Origin of the sequence: Methylobacterium sp. 092160098-2 (genome assembly GCF_028920805.1) — a bacterium.
Classification (GTDB): Bacteria; Pseudomonadota; Alphaproteobacteria; order Rhizobiales; family Beijerinckiaceae; genus Methylobacterium; species Methylobacterium fujisawaense.
Map to the genome: position 1 here is coordinate 1,066,070 of NZ_JAQPZJ010000002.1, position 23,740 is coordinate 1,089,809.

Sequence of the window (23,740 nt, forward strand, 5' to 3'; positions counted from 1 at the left end):
AATCGGGCTTGTCCGCGTTCCAACCTTCGGCCGCTGGAGTTAACGAGCCTTTAAGATCGCCGGCACAGGGGCCCGAAATACCTTCCCGATCCGCGATTTCGGCCATTGCGTCTCCTGATGCGGCCCCGACCTGACAGCTGTCAGGTCGGCGCCGGGGAGGATGGGCTGGTCGGGAGAGCCCTGCCCCTCAGACCAGCGACCGCACGATCCTGACAGCTGTCAGGTCGGCGCCGCGGGAGAATGGGTTGGCCGGGAGAGCCCTGCCCCTCAGACCGGCGGCCTCACGATCCTGACAGCTGTCAGGTCGGCGCCGCGGGAGGATGAGCTGGCCGGGAGAGCCCTGCCCCGCAGGCCGGGCGACCGCACGATCCTGACAGCTGTCAGGTCGGCGCCGCGGGAGGATGAGCTGGCCGGGAGAGCCCTGCCCCGCAGGCCGGGCGACCGCACGATCCTGACAGCTGTCAGGTCGGCGCCGCGGGAGGATGAGCTGGCCGGGAGAGCCCTTCCCCGCAGGCCGGGCGACCGCACGATCCTGACAGCTGTCAGGTCGGCGCCGCGGGAGGATGAGCTGGCCGGGAGAGCCCTGCCCCGCAGGCCGGGCGACCGCACGATCCTGACAGCTGTCAGGTCGGCGCCGCGGGAGGATGAGCCGGCCGGGAGAGCCCTTCCCCGCAGGCCGGGCGGCCACACGATCCTGTCACAGCGGCCGCGAGGTCACGCCACCGCGAGGCCCGCGACTGCATCCGGCGCGTCGAATCCGAACACCTCCGGTGCAGCAGCCAACGGCGTTGCGTCGGAAAGCGTCCAGTCGTCCGACGAGTATCGGATGGCGACGGTGCAGAGCTTGAACCCGGGTGATCCGTCGGGAAGCGAATAGGGGAGATTGATGCGGTCGGCCGACATGCGCGAGGAATGAAGGCGGTCGGTGGCCATCTCGACGTAGGGAATGGCCTTCCAACTGCCTCGACCGTCCCGGGCATGCCTAAGCATGTCGCCGAGGCGCTGCCGCATCAACGTCCGCATGACGACAGCCGCGCTGCGCTCCTCCGGGGGAGGGACGAAGTGGTGGTGTACCCTTCCCTTCTTGTCGGGACCCCGGATCAGGAGGCCGCACCTCCCGTAGAGGCAACCCTCCTCCACGGCATACTCGATGGCCTTGATGCTGGCCGTGATGCTCTGGAAGGACACCGCGGAGGATACGAGCAGGATCGCCGCACGATCGACGAGGAGCTGCTTCTCGGCCGGGGGGAAGATGGTGACCGGCGTCCTGCGGAACACGCGGACCTCGCTCTGGTCGGCCTTCTCCTTGAGCGTGTCGAGCCCGCGCCACTCCAGGCCGTTTTCGCCTTCAGTCGCCTTAAGCAGGACGACGACACCTCCGAGCCGCAGGCCCTGACGCTTCTTCTGGATCGTGACGTCGCTGTCCCCGCGCTTGGCGACGGCCGGTCTAGCCGACACCTCGGCATCCACGTCGAACTTTCCGAACGGCTCTATGAGGCGAACGCGGAGCCCGTCCTCTTCCCAGCCGACCACCACCGCCGGCACGTTAGCCGTCATTCCCGTCTTTCCTCTCAAAAACGTGGGGAAGATATGGGGCCTGGTTGACCCTTTCGACGCCCGACGCAAACCTTGGCCTTTCCCATCGAAGAGAGGGCCACGTGTCCGGCACCGTGAACTGCGACGTCGTCTGCTGGGATACGGAGACTTCGGACACCGACGTCCGGCATGGCCAGATCTTCGATTTCGCGGCGGTCACTTCCAACTTGACGGACCTCGTGGAGACCGGAAGCAGATCGGTCCGAATCAGGCGGCTCTCCTACTGCATACCCGCTTACGGAGCACTCAGCACCAACAGCCTGGATCCCTACGAACTCGACGGCCCGGAGCGCCTCGACGAATTCACGGCGGCAGCGGCGATCCACGAGGCGCTTAGTCCGGTACGGGGGCGCCCGCTCGTCGTGCTCGGCTACAACATCCTTTCGTTCGACGAGGAGATGGCGCGGTCCCTCTTCTTCCGGAATCTGCTCGACCCGTATCCGACCTCCGCCAAGGGCGTCCGCCGCTTCGATCTGCTGCCGGCCGCACGTCTCGCGCATGCTCTGGACCCCGGGAGTTTCCCCGCTGGCGTCGACGACGAAGGCGGGGTCTCCTTCCGGCTGGAGCGCATAGCGCCAGCCAACGGGATCCGCCTGAGGGCTCACGACGCGCTTGAGGACACCCGGGCCACCTTGGCCCTCGCACGGCGGATCCGCGAAGCCGTTCCGGCTGCATGGGATACCGCTCTCCGGGCTTCGGACCGCTACGAGGCCGAGCGCGTCTTCGATCAGGCCTCGCGCCGCGGCGAGCCCGTATGGATCATGACCGGCGGAAACACCCCGATCCTCGAAGCCGTCCTACCGGTTTCGAAGGAAGGGCGCATGCTGCTGTCGCTCCGGGCCGACCGTGTGGAGGAGGCGCTTCGCGAAGGCCACGAGGCGGTGGCCACGGCCGAATGGAGGGACGGTCCCCTCGTCCGGTGCCGGACCAACCGGATGCCGATCCTCCTCTCCAAGTCGGATGCGCTGGCCCTGCAGAAGCTTCATCCCCAAGCCTTCGCGGTTCCAGTCGAAGCCCTGGACGGACCGGGGCCGGAATGGGCCGACTTCAGAGCGCGGTTGGCCGACCTCTCGGCCAGAGCGGATCCCTGGGCCGATCCGCCGGACCCGACCGCGGAGGAGCGGATCTATTCCGGCTTCACGAGCTGGGCCGAGAAGGAGACAATGCAACGATTCCGGCTCGCCGGATCGTGGTTCGAACGGGCCGGCATGGTCCGACTGTTCGGCGACCGGCGGGTACGGGAGTTTGCCGCTAGGGCCGTGGTCGAGCACGGCGGCCTAACGCCTCTTGAGCTCGTGGAGGCCGCGGGCCAGTCGATGGCGGACGAGATTGCCGATCTCGCCGACGTCGCGTTCGAGCGGCCGTTCGCCTCCGAAGGCTCGAGGTGGATGACGATCGCCCGGGCGAGGATCGAAGGCCGACACGACGATCGGTTCCGGACCTGGCTTGAGGATCTGGCGACGCCTGTCGCACCGATCCCGCCCCCGGTCTTCGAAGTCGAAGCGGATAGGCGGGGTCAGCTCGGGTGGAGCTTCTGACGTCGAACTCGCCGGGGGAGGGGGCTTCAGCCCGCGGTCTCGACTAGGAGCTCGCGGATACGGACGGCGGTCCAGCGTAGGCCGGCGACCGCGAGGACGACGCATCCCCCGGTCGCGACGAGCCATGCCCAGGCCAGGAGCCAATGGAGTGCCCTGAGCGGCAGCGCAGGTTCCTTCGCATAAAGCAGGAGCGTGGGGACGTCGAAGTGCGGCACGCCGGCGATCGCGAGGTGAAGGCCGTACCGGGACCAGCATACGAGCGTCGCGACGACGAACCCGACGGTAAGGACGAGGCCGAGGACGTCGCCGGCGCGACGAAGCGTCTTCGGGAGAGTGGACGTGCGACTGGTCACCGGTACGTATCCTCCTCATCGCAGCGCGCAGCGTCCCGGCGGTAGACGTCCGGGTAGAAGACGACCTTGTCGGACGCATCGGGCCAGGCGGTGAAGTACCCGAAGACGACCGCGACCGGCCGAGGGCCGCGCCGCACGGCCCTCACGTCTGCTTCGATCTCCGACCTGAGGGCGTCGGGCGAAGCGCCCAGGATCCAGGCCGCTAGATCCACGGCCTGCTCCACGCGGACGCAACCGTGGGAATCCGTGCGCTCGGGGTCGTCGTAGCCTTCGACGGCGTTCGTCGAGTGCAGGTAGATCGATCCGGCGTTGCGCATCGAGATCTTCACGCGACCGAGCGCGTTGTCGGCACCCGGTCGTTGGACCAGCGTGGCCTTGGAGAGGTCGCCGCGGGCGAGCCTGTCGGGTTGCACGCGGCGCCCACCGATCACGACGTCGAACCCGTTGCGGACGGCCCATTCCGGGTCGGCGGCGATCTCGCTCCGCCACCCTTCGTCCCTCAGGATGGTTTCCGGCACCGTCCAGGTCGGGTTGATGGTCACGGCATCGACCGTCGTCGACAGATCGGGCGTGCGCCAGCCGTCCCGTCCGACGACGACGCGGCTCTCGAGTTCGGGCTCGCCGTCGCCGTACGCCGCCAGGAACCGGCCCGCGATGTTGACGACGATCAGACGCCCGGAGGAGGGGAGGGCGAGCCGCTTCAATCGCGACAGCGTGCCGGTGATCGCGGCGTGCTCCGCGCAGTCGACGGTGCCATCCAGCTCGCGTGCCAGACGCGCCGCGATCGGATGCATGTCCTCGGCCGCAGCGCGACCCGGGCGGACGGCGGCGACGGCCGCCATGCCGAGGAATGATCTCCTCGTGAACCTCATGAAGGAATGAACCTGCCTCTGAAGGAACGATTTGGCTTCAGGATCGGCGCGCCGTCAATGCTCAAGCCGACAGCTGTCGACGGATCAGTCGGTCGCACCGCTCCGCCAGATCGTCGGAAAGACCGCCGGCGACATGACGCCATTCGATCCTTTGCAGATCGGCGAACGCGTCCAACAGCCTCCACATCGCTTCTTCCGACCCGAGCCGGGCGGTTGCCGATCTACGCTCGGGAGGAGCCATGCCGCCGGCAAGGAACGCCGCCGACGAGGCCACCCTCACGACGGCCGTACCGGTGGTCTCCGCAACCGCTCTCAGTCCTTCGACGGCGGCCGTCAGAACCGCCTTCCGGACTGATCCCTCCGTGCAGGGCGAGACGATGTCCCGACGCTCGCCGCGCCCACCCCGCTCGGACGTCTCCATGGCGACCGCGTAGGCGCCTGCGGCACCTTCGACTTCGGCCTCCACCCTCATGTCGACATGCCGTTCCGAAGCCGCCCGGGTAAGGGGAGGGGAGGTGGGCTCCTCGCGCCGGATCTCCCTCGCCGGTTCGGATCTACGCGCGCGGACGGACTCGTCCGGTTCGGCCGGATGGATGACCACCTCGCGGCCGGCGGCGAATTCGACCCATTGGTCTCCGAATGCCTTCCTGGTGTGGTACGGCCCCCAGACCTCGACCAGCGTTTTCGCCAGAACGTCCACCAGGACCTCGCCGAACAGGTGTTCGAGACCGTCGTCCAGTGCGTCCTCGTAGGCGTCGCCGATGGCCTCCACGATCTCGGAGGCCGCTGCCTCGACTTCTTCGAGCACCTGGGCTTCGGTCTCGGGCGTCAGGTCGGAGGAGGCTGCGTCGGCATTCGCACCGTGGCCCCGGATCGTCTTCGAGCGCTGCGCGATCAGCTTGGCTGCCGCGTCCGTACCGATCCCGTTGAGCAACGCCCCCATGGACGCGTGCCAGAGGCCCAGTGCGGACCTTGCCTCCAGGCCGCGTTCCGCCAGTAGCGGGGCAACGGACCTGAGGTGGCCCGACAGCGACGCCTCGACCCGACTCCTCGGGGAGGATGTGGAAGCTTCGGTTGCGGCGATGTCCATTGGTGAGGCCTCGGTGGCCCCACGACAGTGTCCCGGATCATCGCCACGGGCAATACGGACCGGTCGGTCGTCCGGCGTCCGGACAAAGAAGAAGGGCGCCCCGGTGGGGCGCCCTTCCGCATTCGGATGGGAGTTCGGGGTCAGGCCGCCTTGGCGGCCTTGCGCGCCTCGCGCTCCCGACGCTGCATCTCCTTCACGTTCGGAGCATCGAAGTCCACGGGCTCGCCGCGCTTGGCACGGACCGCCCGCCGCTGCTCCCAGAGCCCGGCCGTCTTGATCTGGTTGGCGCGAGACGCCGAGAACTCCGGATGGACGAGCGGGAAGTCCGCCGGGAGGCCCCACTTGGCGAGGTACTCGGCGGGCGGGATCTCGAGGAACTTGAGGTGCTTCTTGAGCATCCGGCGGATCTGTCCGTCCTCCAGGCAGCGCACGAAGCCGCCGGTCTTGCCGTCGTACTCCGGCACGAACACCGCCTTGCGGATCCGGGCGATCTCCGCCTTGCTCCGGGGAGCGTAGGTCGGCTCGAGACCGAGTTCCGTGACGGCCCAGGGCTTGCTCTCGGCCTGGGCACCGGCCTGCTGCTCGAGCTCCAGCTCGGGCTGCTTCGACGCCGTCGCGGCAGGGGCCTGCGAGGCCGCAGCCGCGGCCTTCCGGCCGCCCCTCGCGGTCTTCGCGGGTTCCACGGTCTCCGCAACCTCGGTCTGGGCCGCCTCGGGCTTGGCGGCCTTGTCGCCGGCGACGGCTTCGAGCCGGGGCCGACGACGCAGGCGACCGCCGTCCGCCAGAGGCTCGGGGACGCTGACCGTGGGGACGCCGCGGGCCTTGCGGCCCCGAGCGGCGGGCTTGGCCGTGTCCGTCGCGGCCTCGGGGGTCGCTTCGGGCTTGGCATCGCGCGTCGGCTCGGAAGCGGGCGTCTCGCGGATCTCGGAGACGGGCTCCTGGACCGGCACCGGGATCTGCGGAATGGCTCCGCTCCCGGCGATCGTGCTCTCGACCAGTTCACGCATGCCGTTGCCGACGGTGCGGCCGGCCGTGCTGTCGTGGACTTCGAGCAGCGCCTCGTGGATCGAGCGGATCACGTCCTTCACGCGCTCGGGCGCGATCGGGTTGTTGCCCAGGTACGAGGTCGCGATGCCGGCGGTCATCGTGACGTGCGTCGAGGGGGAAAGGGTCGAGACTGGGCGGGTGGGTGCCGGGACGCCCGGGTTCGTGGCTGAGGTCACTTGACGCTCCTTGTCGGGGTCGGATCGTACTGTCGTCTGTGGGCGGACCTGGGCACGTTGTCCGTGCATTCCGTTCGACCCATCATTCCGGATTTTGTCCTTCGTGATGGACCGCCGAAGATCCTGTGCGTGAAAAGTTGCAAAAAAGTTGGTCCGTGTAAAGGGATCACGCCCTCGCGGGATGCATTTTCCGCCTCCGAACCGCGTGAATCACGTCGTTCTGAGAACGTACCTTCGAAAGCGGGGGTTCCCGCTTCAACGCGAAGGTGCCGATTTCGCGTCCCGGTTGCATCGGTCCGCTGAGAACGAAAGGAGTGCGAGGCTCGATCGGTAGAGTTTGGAGGACAGCCTTTCCGACTCCTTGCCGGAATGGATTCATCTCTTCGTTTACGATGCGCTCCGAAGGCCTGAACACGAGGTCGTGACCGGCTCGACCGCTGCCCGCAACCGATCTATGTCCGATTCAGGCACGGAAGGAACGGGGCGGGACCAGCCGAATGATCGGGATCTTCATCCTCGCGGTGGTCGTCGTCGCGATCGTCGCCGCGGTCGGATACGGCCTGATATCGGAGATCAGGACCTCCGAAATCGTATCCATGGCGGGGCGGAACGCTCCCAGGATGGACGCCGCCGTGTCCGCCCTAGCGGCAGCCGCGCGCCCGTTGTCGGGCGGCCAGCCGGTCGTTCCGGCACCTGCAGCCGACGCGACGGGGCGCGCCATCCTTCCGAGCTGGGTTTCGACCGACGGCGCCACGCCCTGGGGCGTGTCATACGGATACTGTCCGTACGCGCTGCCCGACCGTCCGGACCTGCCATCGACGGCCACCCAGGCCGTCGGAGGGCAGGGGGAGCGTCGCGACATATCCACCGTGACCCTGAACGCCGAAGGTGCCGACAGACCCTACGTGGTCGTGGGTCAGCGCCCCGCCCGGACCGACGACGACGCGGACGCCCCCGCCGTGGCCGCCTTCCTCATCTCGCCCGTACCGGGAGCGTCGGACGTTCCCGATTGCGGTTCCGTCGTCTGGAGGGGTGGTCGGTTCCGCATCGCCGGATCCGTTCCGGGCATCGTCTCCGTCCTCACACCCGAAAGGCTGCGCGACGCGGCGACCGGGCTCGGGGCGGTCCTTCGCTGGGCCTCACCGACCGGGACGGGCGACGGCCGCTCGAAGGGATCCGCCGCGCCACTCTCGACGATCCTCGCCGAATGGCGGTCGACCCGACCCACGCGGGAGGTCGTCAGGCTGGTCGGCGTCGGGCCGCACCGCGTCGAAGCCGACGATCTATCCATGACGGCACGAACCGGCGGGCGCGAAGGCACTCTCGAGCTCGTCTCCGACCAGAGCGATCGGGCCGCGCTGGCAGGTCCATCCGCCGGCGGCCGCCTGCAGGTCGGCATCGACCTTTCCCTCACCGGCGTGTCCTTCGCCAACGCGCTCGGGGTAGCGGTCGGGCAGGGCGGACGGTTGAACGCCACGGGGTCCTCCCTGAAGCACCTGCTGCTCGACGGCGGCGATGCGGTGCTCGGCCCGGGTTCTGGCATCGTGCTCGATCCGTCGCTCGATCCCGGCGCAGCCGCACGCGTCCGCGGCGGCACCCTGCTGGTCGAGGAACGCCCCGGCGATCGCAAGACGATCTCGGCCGGGGCCGGCCGCCCGGCATTCGTGCTCCAGGGCGGAACCCTCGTCGTCAATGGAGCGGACGTCGTCGCGGACGAAGCGACCGACTGGGCAGTCGTCGAGAACGGCGGCCGCATCTCCGCAATCCCGCGCTATGCCGGATCCACCATGGTCGCACCTTCGGTGACCGTAGGCGGGGCGGCTCCAGTCGAGATCCTGTCCAGGACCGCCTATGGAGCCGGCGGCGCCACGGTCGACGACAGGGGCGTGGATGTCGGGATGATCCAGGTCACGGAAACCTGCGAGGGATCCAGCTGCTCGGCCACATGTCCGACCGACCGGCATGTCGTGTCCGGCGACTGCGAGGCTCCGGGTCCAGGTTGGGCCTTGGCCTCGTTCGGGACCGGGGGCGGGACCACCTCGTGGAACTGCGCCTGGACGGCCATTTCCGCGAACCAGCAGCAGTCCCAGAGTTCGACCGCGCGGGCGAGCTGCGGCCGCCTGCGCTGATCACGGGGCCGCCTCGCGGCCTCGCCCGAACAATGGACGACGCCAGGGTGCACAAGGTCCGCAGCCACCCGCCGTCCGTTCGCGAGGCCTCTCGCACACTTCGACATTCGAGTCGGTCGTAGCGGCCGTTGCACCGACCGCCGCTCCGTGCGGTCGGAGGAGCACCCTGTCGGCGCCGTCCCCATGGCGGGAGACCGGTCGATCGCGCCTTTCCCCGGATCGCCGTCCTATGCCCTGGCGTCCTCATGCCCTCGGGTTGACGATGACGCGTCGGCGTCGAGGTACCCGGACTGGAGACGCCGGCACCGCCGAAAGCTTCCGCGCGGCAGGTGACGCGATCACGGGAAGGAGGTCGGCCGCGCCGCAGGCCCGGCACCCATACGGACGGTTGCAGAGGTGGACCGAGCCCCGAAGCGCTCGGAAGGGTTCGGACATCCGTCACGGCACCCCAGCCTACGGACGGCGGAAACGAAAAGGGCCCCCGAGAAGGAGGCCCATGCGGATCCGGTCCGAGTATGGGGAGGGGCCGGACGCCCCCGCGAGGATCAGAGATTCTTGCAGGCCGGCCACTGCTTGAACTTGTCGTCGGTGCAGACCGGGCACCCCGTCTTGTCGCCCACCAGGGAGACGTCGTAGCCCGCGACCTTGTTCACGCCGGCGCACTGGTCCGGCCCCTCGAGCGCCCGGATGAGCATGCCCTTGCCGACGACCCAGTCGCCCGACGGGACGAAGCTGAGGTAGTTGCCGCCGACGAGTTCCTTCAGGATCGCGTCGCTCGTGCCGGACGGGTAGTAGCCGTTGTCGGCCTGGTACATCTTGAGCGCGCCCTCGATCTGCTGGGCGGTGTTGATCGACTGCGCGTAGAGCTGCTTGTCGCGCGTGTCGGTGAAGGCGTCCCCGAGATAGAACATGCCCACGAGCGTCATGACGCCCATGAGCAGAAGCGCGATGCCGGAAACCAGCAAATTGAACATGGGACGACTCCTTCCGAGGCCGCTCCTTCTCGGAGTCGCTGCCGGGTCCGCCTGAACAGATTAGTGCAAGCGCAATCGCCCTGCAAATCCGTTCCTTCGAGAGATGCCGATTTTACGCGGTTCCTGTGCGTTTCGATGGCTGCGAGCGAAAGTATAAATTGCGCGATCGCAACAAAAAGAAGGGGCCAGATCGCTCTGGCCCCCGCTCTAATGTAATTTCATTCCCACCCACAGTATTGGGTAGGAGGATTGTTACATTTTGAACACGAAGTACGAGGCGACCGGGTCCGAACCCTGGCAGGAGAACTGCGCCGAAGCGGAGTCCAGGCGGCCCTTGGCGTCCGTGATCGACCAGGGCTGGCTGCTGTTCTGGACGAGCGAGCCGTTCTGCTTCTCGACCTCGGCGCAGAGGTTGGTCACGGCCGACGCCTTGATCTGCACGTAGGCGACCGAGCCGTTGGTCTCCCAGGCGCCCTGAGCGAAGGTCGGGGCGACCGGCGAGGCCTGCAGGTAGTTCACGGTGCCGGTGGCGAGGTCGTCGGGCTGGGTCAGGTCGGCCAGCGAGGCCGGCGGGGTGCCGGCGTTGTCGACCTTGTAGAGCGCGCCGGCGCCGGCGATCTGCTGGCCCTGGTTCACCAGGGTCGTGACGTTCGCCTTGGCGGTCGAGTTCGTGAAGGCGCTGCCGCCGTAGTAGATCGACGCGGCGGCGAGAGCGGCCGACAGAGCGATGGCGATGACGGAGACGATCAGGTTGAACATCGGTGATCTCGCTTGTTTTCAATGCTTCGTGGGGAACGGACCCCGTGGGGTCGTCGCCGCCTCGGGGCCCCACGAAGGAACCGTTTCGGTTGCGACAAGGGTGAGATTTCTGCAAGGAGGGCTCGCCGTCAATAGATCGTTAAGGAAAAAAGCGTCGCAAAATCAAAGTTTTATCTGTAGTGCGGTATGCGCTATCCCCCTACAGGAAAGGAATGGAGACGCATCGAAGCGTGGGCTTTGAAGGAATGAAACGAAAAAGGCCCCGGATCGGCTGATCCGGGGCCTTCGACTACGTCGCGGGATGCGTCGCTACTGGAGCGTCTGGGACAGGGATGACGAGAGCTGCAGCATCGGCATCACGGTCAGGCCGAACATGATGATCGACGAGAGCCCCATGGCGACCGCGGCGACGATGTTGAGGGCTGGGCCGAAGTTCTCGACGCGGCTCGTGTATATGTCCCTGGTGGTGCTCGCGAGGACGTCGAGCGTCTGGGCCACGTCCTTCTTGTCGAGCGCGAACGAGAGGGCCGCCCGGTCCGTGGCAGGCAGGCGCGTCATCGCGGGCGCCCACTCCTTGCCGGCGTTCACCGCCTCCAGCGCGGCCTTCAGATCCTCGCGTATGATGCCGTTGCGCGTGGATCCGACCAGGATGTTGAGCGCCTCCGCGACCGGGACCCCGAACTCCACGAGCTTCGCGAAGCGGTAGTAGGCGATGTACTGGTCCTGCCCGAGCACGAGCTCGCGGTAGTAGGGTATCTGGATCACCGCCTCCTCGCAGAAGAGGGGAGCGATCCAACGGCCCACCGTCCCCAGCACGAACAGGATGAAGAAGCACGCGAACGCGATGCCGATCGCCCAGGTGCTCACGGAGGCCGCCGTCTTGATCCAGGCGACGTCGACGTCCTTGTTCTGCTTGAAGAGGCTGCTGTCGAGGACCCAGGGAGCGAAGAACTGCGTGGTCGAGATCATCACTCCCATCGCCAGGGCGAACGAGAACATCGCGGTCCAGACGTCCTTGGTCGACGTCCGCTTGATCCGCGTCATCTGGATCTCGAACTCGGCCGCGCCGCGCATGGCCTCCGCGGTCGACTTGCCCGCCCCGCCCGCGCGTACCAGCGCGATCAGCGCGGGCGGGAAGTTCCGCCGGTCGAACTCCATGGCCTCCACATGGGACATCCCGGAGCGGATGCGCTCCAGCATGTCCTTGGCCGCGGTGCCGATCTTCCCTCCGAAGGAGTTCGCCATCATCTCGAGGGCGCGGTCCGTCGGCATGCGGCTCGACAGCATGCCGGAGAGCCGGATCATGAACGTGAAGCGGTCCGCCGCGCTCATACCCCGCTTGAGGATCGAAGCCCGCTCCCGCCTCACTTCGATGACGGTGCCGTTGCGCCGGCACTGCGCCTCGGCCGCGTGCGGATCGGCGGCATCGACGTCGAGCGTCCGCACGCCCTCCGACGTGGACACCTTCACCCGATAGTGGGCCATCCTTCAGCTCCCGATGGGACGATAGGTTGCGGCGGCGCGTTCGGCCCCGTCCACTGCGGGGGCCGCGCATTCGCCCGAGATCGTGACCGAGCCGGCCGGGAACGCGTCGGCGGCCTTGCGCAGGACGTGCTGGCGGGCTTCGGCGTTCGCGCCGGAGAAGCAGAACCACGGACCCGCCGCGTCGCGGCCGTAGGACCACTTCCAGCCGCTCGGCGCCTTGGGCTCCCCGCCGATGATGTACGGTGCGAGTTCGTCCCGCCAGCCGTCCTCCGCGGGGAGGGCGCGGTTCGAGAGCCGGTAGGCCGTCAGGGCCCCGCCGTAGATCCGGAAGCCGGCGGCCCCGGCCGCGCCGGCCTCGATACGGCCCGCCACGCCGGCGTCGAGGTATCCGACCCCGCCGACGGCGACGACGGCCGCCAGCGAGAGCGCCAGGACGGCGATGACGAGGTCCCTCACCGGACCGCCCCGTCGCCCGCGTCGACGGGCACGACCGGAGCCGAGAGGACGGGCATCTGCCCGCCTGTCGGCGGAACGGGCCCGTTGCGCTCCTCCCAGATGTCGACCTGCGCGCCGAAGTAGCTGCGGATCTCAGCCATGTCCGTCACGCCCGAGACGGCCTTGCCGATGGCGTCGTCGATCTGGCGGGGCCACCAGACGTCGCCCTCGATGGCGCGTTCGACCTCGCGGTCGTCCGCGAACGCGACGCATTCGGATACGATCGTCCGGCCCGCATAGCCGCTGCCGCTGCAGGCGGCGCATCGGGAGCCGCCGCACCTCGTGCACAGGGTCCGGACGAGCGACTGGACCATGATCCCGCGGCACAGGCCCTTCAGGCTGGCCCGGTTCACCCCGAGATCCTCGAGCCGGGAGAACACGCCCCGGACGTCCGTGGCGTGGAGGGTGATGAACACCATGTGGCCGGTTTCGGCCGCGCGTACCGCCATCCGCGCCGTCTCCTCGTCGCGCACCTCGCCGAGGATGATGACGTCCGGATCCATGCGCAGGAACGACCGGATCGAGTTCTTGAAGTCCATCCCCTTGTCGATGTTGACCTGCACCTGGGAGATGAAGGGGAGCTGGTATTCGACGGGGTCCTCGACGCTGTAGACGGCCAGATCCAGGCGATCGAGCTCGCGCTCGGTGGCGTGGAGCGTGGTCGACTTGCCCGAGCCGGTCATGCCCGAGACGATGACGATGCCGTTCGGCTGGTCGTAGGCCCGCCGCCACTGGTCGAGCCGTGTGATGCCGAGCCTGCCGAGAACGGGATTGATCCGTTCCGTGTCCAGGACGCGGATCACGACCTTCTCGCGGCTGTTCGCGCTCTTGATGGGAAGGCACTCGACGCGGAAGTCGATGAACTTGCCCGAATACGGCATGTTGAAGCTGCCGCTCTGCGGCCGCTGCCTTTCGGCGATGTCGAGCGCGGCCCGCGTCTTGATGAGGGTGACGAGCTTGTCGTACTCGCTCGGATTGCCCTCGTAGACCACCTCGCGACGCCCGAGCCGGCGGAACAGGACCGAGTAGCTCATCAGCTTCGGTTCGATGTGGATGTCGGAGGCCGCGCCCGTGATCGCGTCGAAGAGAAGGCCGTCGAGCATGTCCTCCTCCCGCCGCTGGGTGAGGAGCGCGGAGTGGCGGGCGATGATCTCGACGAACTTGTCCTGGTTCGCCGCGACGTAGTCGGCGAACTCGACCTCCATGCCCGGGTAGTAGTCCTCAATGACGAGGCGGGCCAACGCCTCCGAGCCGCCGGTTGACACGTAGATCGTGTCCTCGGTCTCGGCGATCACGATGATCTCGTGCTCCTCCAGGAGCTGCGGCGGCACCGGCGAGCGGTTGACGAATTCGGTCGCGAGGCTTGCGGGATCGAGCTCGATCAGGGCGTCGATCAGCGCCTTGCGGCCGACCATGTCGTTGGCGACGAGGATCTGTCCGAGGCGCTGCTTCGTGACCGTCTGCTCCATGAGGGCGACGCGGAGGATCTCCGGCGTGATCAGGCCCTTGGCCACCAGGTATCCGCCCAGGCGCCCCGGGATCGGCGCGTACGAGGCGGCCAGCACCGGAGCGCTCGGCACCCAGTGGGCCGAAGGCTGCGTGAAACCCGCGGCCGCCGGCAGCCGGACAGGAGCGTCCTCGGGGTGGATCGCGAGCTCCATGGCGTCGGGCCTCAGCGGCCGGTCCGGCGCCGGACCACGCCCTGGACGCCGCGGACGATGCGGGCGTTGAGGCCGTAGGCGGTGGCCGCGGCGCCGGCGATGCCGACGCCGACGATCAGCCAGGACTGCTGATGGAGGCCGTACGCGACTGTCGCCGCCGAGAGGCCGTAGTCGAGCAGCTTGAGCCGGGGCGAGCTCCAGTCGATGGAGGCGTAGCGGACGGCCATGGTTCTGAGGTTCATCGGGCTACTTCCTGGGGATCAGCCGCATCGTCATGACGACGGGCCCCTTCTCGGGGACGGGGGCGTTCCGGTCGGCGTTCGCGCACCCCTGGCCGAGGCAGAAGCCCCGTTCGGGGGCGAGCACGCGGGTGGGGCACTGGATCAGCAGCGCGCTGGCGTCGGCCAGCGCCTGCCGGGGGTCGGACACGCTGGAGACGCGGATGTCGATGGCGCCGGCCTCGCCCTTGACCTGTCCGAGGGCCTGGGCCGCCGTGCGGCAGGCACGGTCGGTCTGGACCCGCTGCTCGTCGGCCAGCGCCGACGCCTCGACCGCGCTCCGGGCGACCATGAAGGCCATGCCGGTCGCGATCAGGGCGAGCACACCCAGCGTCGATCCCACGACGATGCGGAAGCGCCTCACGGTTTCACTCCCTGCTGTGGGATGGGCCCGGACGGCACGGCCCCGCCCGGACGGACCGGCTCCGCGGTCGAGGCGGGCACGACGGCGGCCGGCGTCTCCGCCGGCGTCGAAGCCTGCCGCCGCGGCGCCTCGCGCCACAGGACGGTCCAGCGTCCGTTCGCGTATTCGAGCCGCTGGACCCAGCGGGTCTCGCCGGCCTCGCGGACGAGGTTCCACTGCCTGTGCGGCAGCTGGTCGGCCTGGACGGGCGGATTGATCGAGACGACCTTGGCCGCGTACAGCCAGAACATCCCCGAGACGGCCAGCACCACGACCGCGCCGAGCAGCGCCGCGGCCCCGGCATAGACGGCCGGCATCCCGGACTTGAGCACCCGGTGCATCCGCCCCGAGGCGGGAACCGAGGGCGACCCGGACGCGAACACCGCGGCGCTGCGGCTCTCGGTGAGCAGGGCGCAGATCGGCCGGCCGTTGCGCACGACGATCTCAAGCGCCCGCCCTTCGGAGGGGATCCAGACCTTGCCCTGGTCGGCGCCCGACAGGCCTTCGACGATGCCCGGCAGGTACGACAATCCCGCGCCGCCCTGGTGCACCTCCCAGAGATGGCCGTCGGCGAACTTGCGGACCGCGTACCATGCGCGGTCGTTGGGGCCGAACTTGCGGAGCGCGTAGGCGCGCGCGGCCGCCTGCGCGTCCCGCCCCTGCCGGATCGGGTCCCACGCGACGTGGGCGGACGCCGGCGGCTCCACGGCCGCGGGCGGCTCTATCAACTCGACCTTCGGGCGACGAAAGCGGAGGAGGCGCTTCATTTGCGCACCCCCGCCACGCGGTCCTCGGGGACGAACACGGTCACCGCCGGCCGCAGGATGATGAAGAGCGCATCCCGCTTGACGGTCTGGCTGCGGTTGCCGAACACGCCGGATCCGGCAGCCCGGGTGGCGGTCACGTTCCGCAGGGCCGTCGGCTCGACGCCGGTGTACGATTCCGAATCCTTCTGGAGGCCGCCGATCACGACGGTCCGGCCGGCCTGGATGCGCACGAGGTTCGTGAGTTCCTGGTCCTGCGTCAAAGGCTGCGTGAAGGAGCCGATCTGATTGCCCGCGTTGAGGTCGACGAAGGCGAGGATCTCCTTCAGCTTGACGCCGACCTCCATCGTGACGACTTCGGCGTCCGCATCGTAGTAGGGCGTGACCTCCATCGTCAGGCCGGTATCGACCTTGTCGGTCAGGCTGGAGCCGAGCCCGGCACCGTAGCCGCCGCCGTACCCGTTGCCGTAGCCCGCGCCCGACAGCTGGACGCCCCGGACGTAGGGCACCTGCTGCCCGGACCTCAGCTTCACCTCGGTGCCGGAGAGCGTCTTCATCTGGACGTTCTGGTCGACCTTCGTGTTGCCGAAGTTCGACAGGAAGTCGATCGCGCCGGTGATGCTCGTCGCGCCGAAGGCGCCGCCCAGACGGCCCAGCGACGTGGAGCTCACGACGAGACCGCTCTTGGTCAGGTCCATGACCCGCCCCGGATCGACCGTCGTCAGTCCGATGCCCGAGGCGGTCGACGTGGCGGCCGAGGTGGCGCCGACACCTGTGGCGCCCAGGGCGCCGCCGACGGCCGACGCGAGACCCGTCGTCGAATTGGCGACCCCCGTGGAGGTCGTCGCGGCCGTGGTGGCCGTCGCCAGCGCGCCCGCCGTTCCTGCCGTGGTTCCGGAGGTCAGCGCATTCAGCTTGGACTGCCGTCCGTCGAACGCGACCTTGAGCTGGTTCCAATCGAAGCCCGTGCTGCTGGTGTCGTTGATCGACACCGAGACCAGCGCGGCCTGGATGGTCACGACGGCCATGTTCCGCGAGTAGCGGTCGAGGTAGGGAGCGATCACGTCCCGCTGGGTCGCGGCCGACGCGGAGTAGACGATGCGGCCGCTGCGGACCGAGCCGACGATGTCGTCGGCGCCGAGGTCCTTCAGCTCCTTCGTCAGACTGTCGAGCATGTCCTCGTTCTGCGGAACGACGACCGAGTACTGCTCGCGGTCCGAGATGTAGATCAGGCCGTTCTCGTGGAAGACGACGACCCCCATCGCGGTCCGCAGCGAGTCGAGGAAGTTGCCGAGGGTGCCTTCGTACCGGACGAACGGGATCTTGCGCTTGAGGATGTCCTCGCTCTTGTCCTTCGTGAAGCGGAAGGCGATCTGGACGTTGGGCGCGGAGGCGGTCGTGGCGGAGACCAGATCCCTCAAGGTCGCGTCCTGGGGGAAGCGGATCTCCAGGGGGACCGCGCGAAGGGCCGCCGGGATCGGGGTCGCGTTGCGCTGCGGCTTGAACGAGCCGCGCGGAACCCTCACGCGCTCGATGGCGATGGGTTCGGCGTCCGCGAGGGAACGCGCCTCGTCGAGGCGGAGCGACTTCCCGTCGGGGAGGGAGCGGACCTGGGGGAGGGCGCAGGCCGAGAGGAGGCCGCTAACGGCAATAATCGATGCCAGACGCAGAGCGGGCCTCGGAAAAGAACTCGGTTCCACTTGTCTGCTCCCGGTAGAGGGGCTTGCCCTTGACGCAGGCCACGAACTTGACCCCGGCTGGCAGCTTGCCGCCCGCCTTCTCGGCGGGTGGCGGGTTGGTCGAGGCGTTCCCGGGCAGGGACGCCTCCTTGACGAGCGGCGCGGACGGAACCGCGGCCGAAGGAACCGAAACTGAACCCTTGCCGGCGTCGGACCCCTCCGCCGGCTTGATCGCCTTCATCTGCTCGTCGAGCATCTTCAGCATCGTGTCGCCGAAGCGTGCGTCGATCTTGTCGAGCATGGAATTCTCGTACTGCTGGAGCATCTGGCGCACGATGCCCCGCGTGCGCTCCTCCGCCTCGAGCTGCCTCTCGTAGTCCGTCGGCGGCGGAACGAACGGATTGCTCCGCTCCTGCGCCGCCACCGGGAGGACGCCGAGTCCGGCCAGTAGGACGGACGCCGCTCCTCTACGAAGGCGACGAAGGAATGGCATCCAGGGCTCCTCGGCCGGCATCGAAGGAACGGCTTCAGGATGTTTGGCCAGAAAAGAAGGGGAGGTCAAGCTTGCCGAAGGGTGACCACCAACGAAATGGCGGCTTTGCTCTTTCGACTCCTTCGTGCAGGGTTGCAGTGCGAGATCCGATGACGAAACCCAGCGACATAGACATCGCGTTCGATCGCGTCGCGGCGATGCTGCGGACGGCCGGCACGCAGGCCGGCGTCGACGAGCGGGACGCGAAGGAACGCGCCCGCGCGGCCGTCGCCGAGTTCAACGGCTCGAACGCGAGAAGACGCAGCGCCGCCCGCAGGATCGCCCAGTACGAATTCCTCCGGCCGCTTCCGCTTCTCGGAGCCGCGGTCCTGTCGCCGCTCGAGTTCGACTTCGCGGAGGCTGACCGGACCGCGAGGTCGGCCAGGGGTCGGGCCGAGCGTCTTCTGCGGCGCGTGGAGGAAGCCACCCTCGTGCGCCGCGAACTCGGAAGGCTTCTCGCGAGATCCGAGCGCGCCCACGCGGCCTGCGCGCATCTCGGCCCGGCGCCGCTGTTCGTCCGTCAGACCTTCGAGCCCCTCGGGTCGGGGATCGCGTCGCTGCTCCGGCGGAGCGAAACGAGGCGGGTCGAGGACGTGCGCAAGTCCGCGGTGGGACTGATCGAATTCGTGCAGGGATGGGCGACGGCCGCGGCCCGCATCGAGACGGAGGCCGTGCGCCCGCCACCCTCGACCGCCGTGACCCTCAGGACGGCGGGGACCGAGCGGATCTGGCTGCCGATCCCGTGGAACCGCAGACGGGAGGCGATCGCCGCGGGCGCCAAGGTCGACATGTCCGCCGGCAAGGGCAGCGACCTCTTCGTGACCGGCACGCAGGATCTCCGCCCCTTCCAGCGCATGCTGCCGCTGATGCACAGGGCGAGAAGACCCGAGCCGTTCGCCTTCCCGCCCATCGCCGCCAAGGCGGCCGGCCAGAACCTCTGGACCCTCTTCGACAAGTCCACCTGGGACCACGTCCGCACGACGAACTACGCCCGGTCCGGATACCGCTGCGTACTCTGCGGGGAGCAGAACACCCGCGCGGCCGACGGCGGATCCGGAAGGGGTCCCGTCGACGCGCACGAGGTGTGGAGCTGGTCGATGCCGGACGACGATCCGTCCGTCGGCATCGGCATCCAGCGGCTGGAACGGATCATGACGCTCTGCCCCGCCTGCCACGCCTGCTTCCACGCGTCGAACGCGACCACGCGCGCACGCCGCGACGCCCGCTTCGAGGAGGCCGCGGCCTTCATCCGCGAGCGGCAGATGGACATCAACGGCATGTCTCCCGAAGAGCTCGACGTCCACCTCGCGCGCTCCGCGGAGGAGTGGAACCGCACGCGCGGCGTCGACCGCTGGATCCTCGACCTCTCGCACCTCGCGGCCCAGGACTACATGGCCGACACCGATCCGGTCTTCCTGGCAGGAAACGCGGCGGGGTTCGCCCCGGAGGACGTGGCCGGCATCGCGTTCACCGCCGACGACGGACGGCGCTTCCCGGCACGCGACGCCCAGGCCCTTCAGCACTCCTTGCTTGAGGATGCGCCACGGCTGCGCTTGGCATGGTCTCGTCCTTGAGGCAGGATCGCATCATTCCTTCCAAAGGAGCGAAGTCGATGGCCAAGCCGGCCGCCGGCAGATCCGGCCCGAAAAGCACCGCCAAGGCATGGCGCCCGAAGCCCAAGAAGGCGCGCCCGCGCCGGAAGGGCATCTCGCCGCTCGTCGTTCTGATCGCGCTCGCCGTAGCCCTCTCCGGCGGAGTGTGGATCGGACATTTCGCCCAGGACTACTTCAACGAAGGCGTCATAGCCGTGTCCGGCGTCCAGCCGAAGACCGACATGCCGCCGCACCCGTCCCGCGAACCGATCGCATTCCAATGACGGCCAGGCCGAGGAGCGGGCACATGTCCAAAGGGCTTCGATCCCTTCTGTTCGTCCTCGCGTCGACCGTCTTCGCGACGGCCGCCGCGGCCGGACCCTCGCGGACCGGACGGCCCGTGTGCGACGCCCTCGTGGCGCACGAGCCCAGGATCCTGCGGGACGGCCTGCTTGAGATGTCCGCACCCGTGCTCGGCAAAGCGCCGCTCGCCTGGAACGAGGACGACTTCGACCGGGTCTACCGCGCCGCCGACTACTGCGACGGCGTCCACGACGCCGGCACGAACTCCATGATCCGGTCCTCCACCTGGAGGGCCAACCTCGATCCGGCCCGCGAGGCGGTCCTGGGCACGGTCGTGGCGCTCCGCGATGCCGAGGCGCGCCGGCAGGACATGCACCCGAAGGCGGTGACGCTGCCGTCCTGCGACCGGCTGCTGGACTGGTCCCACGACCCGCGCGAGTACAGGAACAACTCGGCGGCCATCTTCGGGCGGGACTTCCTCAACACCCCCTACGAGGATCTCGACGCGGTGATGGCCTACGTGAAGGTCTGCGCGCCGGCCGTGATCCGGATCGCCTCCGCGCGCCTGAAGCAACGCGAGGACGAGACCCAGCGGAAGCTGCAGTCGATCCTGGAGGTCTACGGCAGCCTGCAGGGCGCCCTCGCCGAACGGCGCAACGCCGGCCAGCGCAACACCGACATGGTCGCCTACATGGACGGGCACGCCATCCCCTCGACCATGGCATCCCGACGGACTCAGAGCCTCGTGCGCGATCTCGATCGGTATGCCGCCGCCCGCCAGCGCCTACCCGCCGACCAGATCGAGGCGATGAACAAGGAGGCCTCGGCGATCGCCGCCGAGGCGAAGTCCCGCGTCGAGCTCGTCTGGGCGGACGCGGTCAAGGAGCGGATCTCGCGGGACATCTTCTCCGAGCAGCCGTAGCGCGCCGCCCGCCCGGGCATGAGAGCCGAGGTCCAGACGTGCCCGCCACGACCGTCTACATGATCGCCGCCCTGAATCTCGTCTCCGGTCTGGAGGCGATCGGGAACGTGCCGATCGCCGTCCTCGAGCGGACCGGCGACGACACGGAGGCGTTCTGGAACCGCAGCGCACAGATCCTGTGCGGCAAGACGGGGGACAACCTGTGCTCCCTCCCCATGACGATGATGCGCGACAACACGAATCCGCTCGGGCTCGCGCGGGTCATCCGATACACCGGGCCGAACGGGGAGCGCCGGCGCGTCTGCGCGGTGCTCCCGCCGGCGGAGGACGTGTCGCCCATGCTGACCGCCACGGGCGTCAGCGGCGGCAACACCTATTCCTGGGAGGATCTGCCGTCGTCCGCCGCGGCCCGGGTCTGGCTGATGCTGGAGAACGCGGCGCACTGCCTGGACGTGGACGGCGGCGCAGGCGAGGACAAGCGGGCCGACGCCTTCGCATCGCTCGGCACGACGCTCATCTTCGGCGATCCGTCGTTCGCGGCCCCCGGCAACAAGAGCCCGGCGCGCGTGTTCGCCTACTACCGCAACGCCGACGCGAACCGATGGGCGGTCAATCTCGGCGAGCGGATCCTGCTCGACACCTGGAAGGCCGAGGCGGCCGGCGTCGTCCAGGCCCGGACGGGATGCGTGCTGGTAGCCGACACCTCCAGCCGTCTCGACGTCGATCTGATCGCTCGCGACCGGCAGATCGCCCCCGACGACGTCTGCATTCCGGCCGGCCAGTCGGGCGGCCCGAGATCCGGCCGCATGACGGACGCGAACCTGTGGATCTGGATGTACCAGACGCGCCTGGGTGCGCCGCCGCAGCCGTGGACGCCCTTGAAGACCTTCGGATCCATGCAGGCCGCCGCAAGCTACGTATGGGACCAGGCGGGGAAGCTCTCCCAGCGCTGAGGCGCGCCCGGAAGGCGAGGGGACGGCCTCGGGGACGGCTGTCACGATTCCGAGCGGCCCCCATCCGGACGGGCGCTTGCGCCCTGGGAGCACTTGCTTTCGTCCAAGCGTGCCAGCACGAGCTGGCATGGGCTCGTTCCACATCCTCTCGGAAGCGTCGCTTGTGCATCTCGCCGTATCCTACGGCGCCTGGGCGGTCTTCCTGTCGGTCATGGTGGAGAGCACGGGCGTGCCCGTGCCGAGCGAGAGCATTCTGGTCGCCGTCGCCGCGCTCGCGGCAGGCAGCGACCCGCACGCCCCCGCCATCACCACGGTCGTTCTCGCAGCGATAGCCGGTGCCGTGATCGGGGACAATTTCGGCTACGCGATCGGCCGGGGCGCCGGCAGGAGGATCCTGGCGCGGTTCGGGCCGCGCATCGGCCTCGGCCCGGACCGCCAGCGTCTCGGCCGATACCTCTTCCAGCGCTACGGCGGGCGCGTCGTGATCGTCGCCCGCTTCGTCTCGGTCCTGCGAACGGCCGTGAGCCTGCTGGCGGGCACCACGCGCATGCCCTGGCCCCGCTTCCTGGCCTGCAACATCGCCGGGGCCGTCGTCTGGGCCGGCGCGGTCGGAGGCGGAGCCTATCTCCTCGGTCAACGCGTGCGCGCATGGTCCTGGCCGGCGTCGCTCGCGCTCCTCGCGGTTGCGGCCGCCGCTCTTGTCGTCGGCGCCGTCCTGCTCAAGCGTCGAGGAGCCGAGCTGCAGGCCGAGGCCGACAGGATGCTGTCCGACGCGCCTGCCGGCGGAAGCCGCTGAGACCTCCGGTCCGCCCCGCCGTTCGGCCGTCCGGGACCTTCAGATCGGGAGCGGCATCGTCAGGAGGTCCTCGCGCCCGAGCATTCGGGCGCCGGTCCCCCGGGCGGTTGCGGCGAGGCGGGCGGTACCGGCACGCGTCATGAGGACCTTCGCGATGGCGCTTCCGACTTCCCCGGGCAGCCTGACCCTCAGGACGGCCGACGTGGGGACGGTCCAACCGCCGGCGACGTGGCAGACCTTGTCCTCGAGTCGCCTCCCGAGGCGCGCCACCAGGATGTCGCCGCGCTCCGCGACGACGACCCGCCGCTCGGGACGGACCGCTCCGCAGGGCAGCCACAAAGCGCTCCGGACATCGCCGGACGGGAAGTCCGTCGTGTGGAAGATGGCTTCGCGCGGCAGCTCGGCGGATCCGAGCTCCACACTGCCGCGGACGATCGAGGCACCCAGATCGCGCAGGCAACGTCCTTCGCTGCCGGACCGGATCGCAGCGTGGAATCCGTGATCCAGACGCGTCGCCGCCTCGGTGGAATCCACGACGACCGGCGGATCCTCGCGGCCGTCGACGCGGACCCTGCGCAACTCGATCCGATCGGAAGGCGGGGCGCCCTTGATCAGCGAGAGCACGAAGCCGGCCGCCTCCGTGCGTCGGAAGGAACCCGCCGGCATCTGCGTGACCGAGGCGATCCCGTGCGCGCCCAGCAGCGCCCGTCGTGCCGCGATGTTCCGTCGTCCGGTGGCGAGGCCGTCGGACAGGATCAGCACGACGGCCCCGCCTGGCCGGGCAAGCCTCAATGCCTGCGCCGCGAACAGCAGCTCCAGGCTGGGCGCGAACCCGTCGATCGCGTCGAGCCCGGCCGCTGCCAGGATGCCGGCGAAGGCGGCGGCAGGCGGCAGCCCTCCGAACGGAGGGTTGGATAGGACGACGTCGACGCCGTTCCCGCCGAACCGTCCCGGGAGATCGAAATCGGTCGCGTCGGCGGTCAGATGGTCCAGACCCAGGACAAGGCTCGCAAATCGGGCGGCCGGATCCACGTCCACCGTGGTCACGCGCGCCGTGGGCCACATCTTCGAGGCGGCTGCAGCGAGGACGCCCGATCCCGATCCAAGATCCAGCACCGTGCCGGGCGCGCCTATGGAGACGCGGCGGACCACGACGCTCCCAACGATCGTGTTCGAGTAGAAGCGGGACAGCGGATCCCGCGGCTGCCCCGACGTCGAAGCGGCCGCATAGGGATCGTCGTGTGGGACAGGCGATCGCCCGCAGGTCGCTCGATCGAGCACGTCACCGCCTACCGATAGATCGCTTGCAATGAAAAACGCCGATCTGAGGGGCGGATTGCCCA

General features: G+C 68.9%; 23 protein-coding genes. 7 read left to right on the plus strand and 16 right to left on the minus strand.

Annotated features, from left to right (window positions below; translation table 11 throughout):
* Positions 1–714: 714 nt before the first annotated feature.
* The gene (locus PQI07_RS30595) at positions 715–1,545 is read right to left on the minus strand and encodes a hypothetical protein (protein WP_274928658.1); all 831 of its coding nucleotides are present in this window, start codon (positions 1,543–1,545) and stop codon (positions 715–717) included.
* Positions 1,546–1,658: 113 nt separating this feature from the next.
* Between PQI07_RS30595 and PQI07_RS30600 the strand changes: the two genes are divergently transcribed.
* Positions 1,659–3,134, plus strand: a complete 1,476-nt coding sequence (locus PQI07_RS30600; protein WP_274928659.1) for an exodeoxyribonuclease I — start codon at positions 1,659–1,661, stop codon at positions 3,132–3,134.
* Positions 3,135–3,160: 26 nt separating this feature from the next.
* On the opposite strand, the gene PQI07_RS30605 is transcribed toward PQI07_RS30600, so the two are convergent.
* From PQI07_RS30605 to PQI07_RS30620, 4 genes are all read right to left on the minus strand, one after another.
* Positions 3,161–3,487 carry a hypothetical protein gene (locus PQI07_RS30605; RefSeq protein ID WP_274928660.1) on the minus strand — a complete coding sequence of 109 codons (327 nt, stop codon included), beginning with the start codon at positions 3,485–3,487 and terminating at the stop codon, positions 3,161–3,163.
* On the minus strand, positions 3,484–4,329 hold the full coding sequence (locus PQI07_RS30610; protein WP_274928661.1) for a L,D-transpeptidase family protein: 846 nt from the start codon (positions 4,327–4,329) through the stop codon (positions 3,484–3,486). Before PQI07_RS30610 ends, PQI07_RS30605 begins: the two co-directional genes overlap by 4 nt.
* A gap of 91 nt (positions 4,330–4,420) precedes the next feature.
* Positions 4,421–5,449 carry a hypothetical protein gene (locus PQI07_RS30615; protein WP_274928662.1) on the minus strand — a complete coding sequence of 343 codons (1,029 nt, stop codon included), beginning with the start codon at positions 5,447–5,449 and terminating at the stop codon, positions 4,421–4,423.
* Between the two features lie 140 nt (positions 5,450–5,589).
* Positions 5,590–6,672: a MucR family transcriptional regulator gene (locus tag PQI07_RS30620; protein WP_274928663.1), complete on the minus strand. Its 1,083-nt coding sequence runs from the start codon at positions 6,670–6,672 to the stop codon at positions 5,590–5,592.
* A gap of 497 nt (positions 6,673–7,169) precedes the next feature.
* On the opposite strand from PQI07_RS30620, the gene PQI07_RS30625 reads away from it, so the two are divergent.
* A complete protein-coding gene (locus PQI07_RS30625) occupies positions 7,170–8,801 on the plus strand; it encodes a hypothetical protein (RefSeq protein WP_274928664.1) in 1,632 nt (543 codons plus the stop codon).
* Between the two features lie 545 nt (positions 8,802–9,346).
* Here the strand turns inward: PQI07_RS30625 and PQI07_RS30630 are convergent.
* From PQI07_RS30630 to PQI07_RS30675, 10 genes are all read right to left on the minus strand, one after another.
* Positions 9,347–9,775, minus strand: a complete 429-nt coding sequence (locus tag PQI07_RS30630) for a type II secretion system protein (RefSeq protein ID WP_274928665.1) — start codon at positions 9,773–9,775, stop codon at positions 9,347–9,349.
* A 252-nt stretch (positions 9,776–10,027) separates the two neighbouring features.
* On the minus strand, positions 10,028–10,534 hold the full coding sequence (locus PQI07_RS30635; RefSeq protein ID WP_274928666.1) for a hypothetical protein: 507 nt from the start codon (positions 10,532–10,534) through the stop codon (positions 10,028–10,030).
* 309 nt (positions 10,535–10,843) lie between these two features.
* Positions 10,844–12,019 carry a type II secretion system F family protein gene (locus tag PQI07_RS30640; protein WP_274928667.1) on the minus strand — a complete coding sequence of 392 codons (1,176 nt, stop codon included), beginning with the start codon at positions 12,017–12,019 and terminating at the stop codon, positions 10,844–10,846.
* Between the two features lie 3 nt (positions 12,020–12,022).
* Positions 12,023–12,475, minus strand: coding sequence for a hypothetical protein (locus PQI07_RS30645; protein ID WP_274928668.1), 453 nt, complete (start codon positions 12,473–12,475; stop codon positions 12,023–12,025).
* Positions 12,472–14,175 (minus strand): GspE/PulE family protein, encoded by a 1,704-nt coding sequence (locus PQI07_RS30650; protein WP_274928669.1) that lies wholly within the window; start codon positions 14,173–14,175, stop codon positions 12,472–12,474. The genes PQI07_RS30645 and PQI07_RS30650 overlap by 4 nt, the downstream gene beginning before the upstream one ends.
* Before the next feature lie 11 nt (positions 14,176–14,186).
* Entirely contained in the window at positions 14,187–14,417 is a 231-nt protein-coding gene (locus PQI07_RS30655; RefSeq protein ID WP_274928670.1) for a hypothetical protein, read from the minus strand.
* A gap of 4 nt (positions 14,418–14,421) precedes the next feature.
* A complete protein-coding gene (locus PQI07_RS30660) occupies positions 14,422–14,817 on the minus strand; it encodes a hypothetical protein (RefSeq protein ID WP_274928671.1) in 396 nt (131 codons plus the stop codon).
* Positions 14,814–15,623 carry a hypothetical protein gene (locus tag PQI07_RS30665; RefSeq protein ID WP_274928672.1) on the minus strand — a complete coding sequence of 270 codons (810 nt, stop codon included), beginning with the start codon at positions 15,621–15,623 and terminating at the stop codon, positions 14,814–14,816. Before PQI07_RS30665 ends, PQI07_RS30660 begins: the two co-directional genes overlap by 4 nt.
* The gene (locus PQI07_RS30670) at positions 15,620–17,320 is read right to left on the minus strand and encodes a secretin GspD/PilQ domain-containing protein (RefSeq protein WP_274928673.1); all 1,701 of its coding nucleotides are present in this window, start codon (positions 17,318–17,320) and stop codon (positions 15,620–15,622) included. The genes PQI07_RS30665 and PQI07_RS30670 overlap by 4 nt, the downstream gene beginning before the upstream one ends.
* A complete protein-coding gene (locus PQI07_RS30675; protein WP_274928674.1) occupies positions 17,262–17,792 on the minus strand; it encodes a hypothetical protein in 531 nt (176 codons plus the stop codon). The genes PQI07_RS30670 and PQI07_RS30675 overlap by 59 nt, the downstream gene beginning before the upstream one ends.
* A 149-nt stretch (positions 17,793–17,941) precedes the next feature.
* On the opposite strand from PQI07_RS30675, the gene PQI07_RS30680 reads away from it, so the two are divergent.
* From PQI07_RS30680 to PQI07_RS30700, 5 genes are all read left to right on the plus strand, one after another.
* Positions 17,942–19,405: a hypothetical protein gene (locus PQI07_RS30680; RefSeq protein ID WP_274928675.1), complete on the plus strand. Its 1,464-nt coding sequence runs from the start codon at positions 17,942–17,944 to the stop codon at positions 19,403–19,405.
* Between the two features lie 38 nt (positions 19,406–19,443).
* A complete protein-coding gene (locus PQI07_RS30685) occupies positions 19,444–19,707 on the plus strand; it encodes a hypothetical protein (protein ID WP_274928676.1) in 264 nt (87 codons plus the stop codon).
* 23 nt (positions 19,708–19,730) lie between these two features.
* Complete coding sequence (locus tag PQI07_RS30690; RefSeq protein ID WP_274928677.1) at positions 19,731–20,648, plus strand: hypothetical protein; 918 nt, start codon at positions 19,731–19,733, stop codon at positions 20,646–20,648.
* A gap of 38 nt (positions 20,649–20,686) precedes the next feature.
* Positions 20,687–21,601, plus strand: coding sequence for a hypothetical protein (locus tag PQI07_RS30695; RefSeq protein ID WP_274928678.1), 915 nt, complete (start codon positions 20,687–20,689; stop codon positions 21,599–21,601).
* A gap of 127 nt (positions 21,602–21,728) precedes the next feature.
* The gene (locus PQI07_RS30700; RefSeq protein ID WP_274928679.1) at positions 21,729–22,397 is read left to right on the plus strand and encodes a DedA family protein; all 669 of its coding nucleotides are present in this window, start codon (positions 21,729–21,731) and stop codon (positions 22,395–22,397) included.
* Between the two features lie 39 nt (positions 22,398–22,436).
* Here the strand turns inward: PQI07_RS30700 and PQI07_RS30705 are convergent, their stop codons facing one another.
* Positions 22,437–23,678: a methyltransferase gene (locus PQI07_RS30705; protein ID WP_274928680.1), complete on the minus strand. Its 1,242-nt coding sequence runs from the start codon at positions 23,676–23,678 to the stop codon at positions 22,437–22,439.
* Between the last annotated feature and the right edge of the window lie 62 nt (positions 23,679–23,740).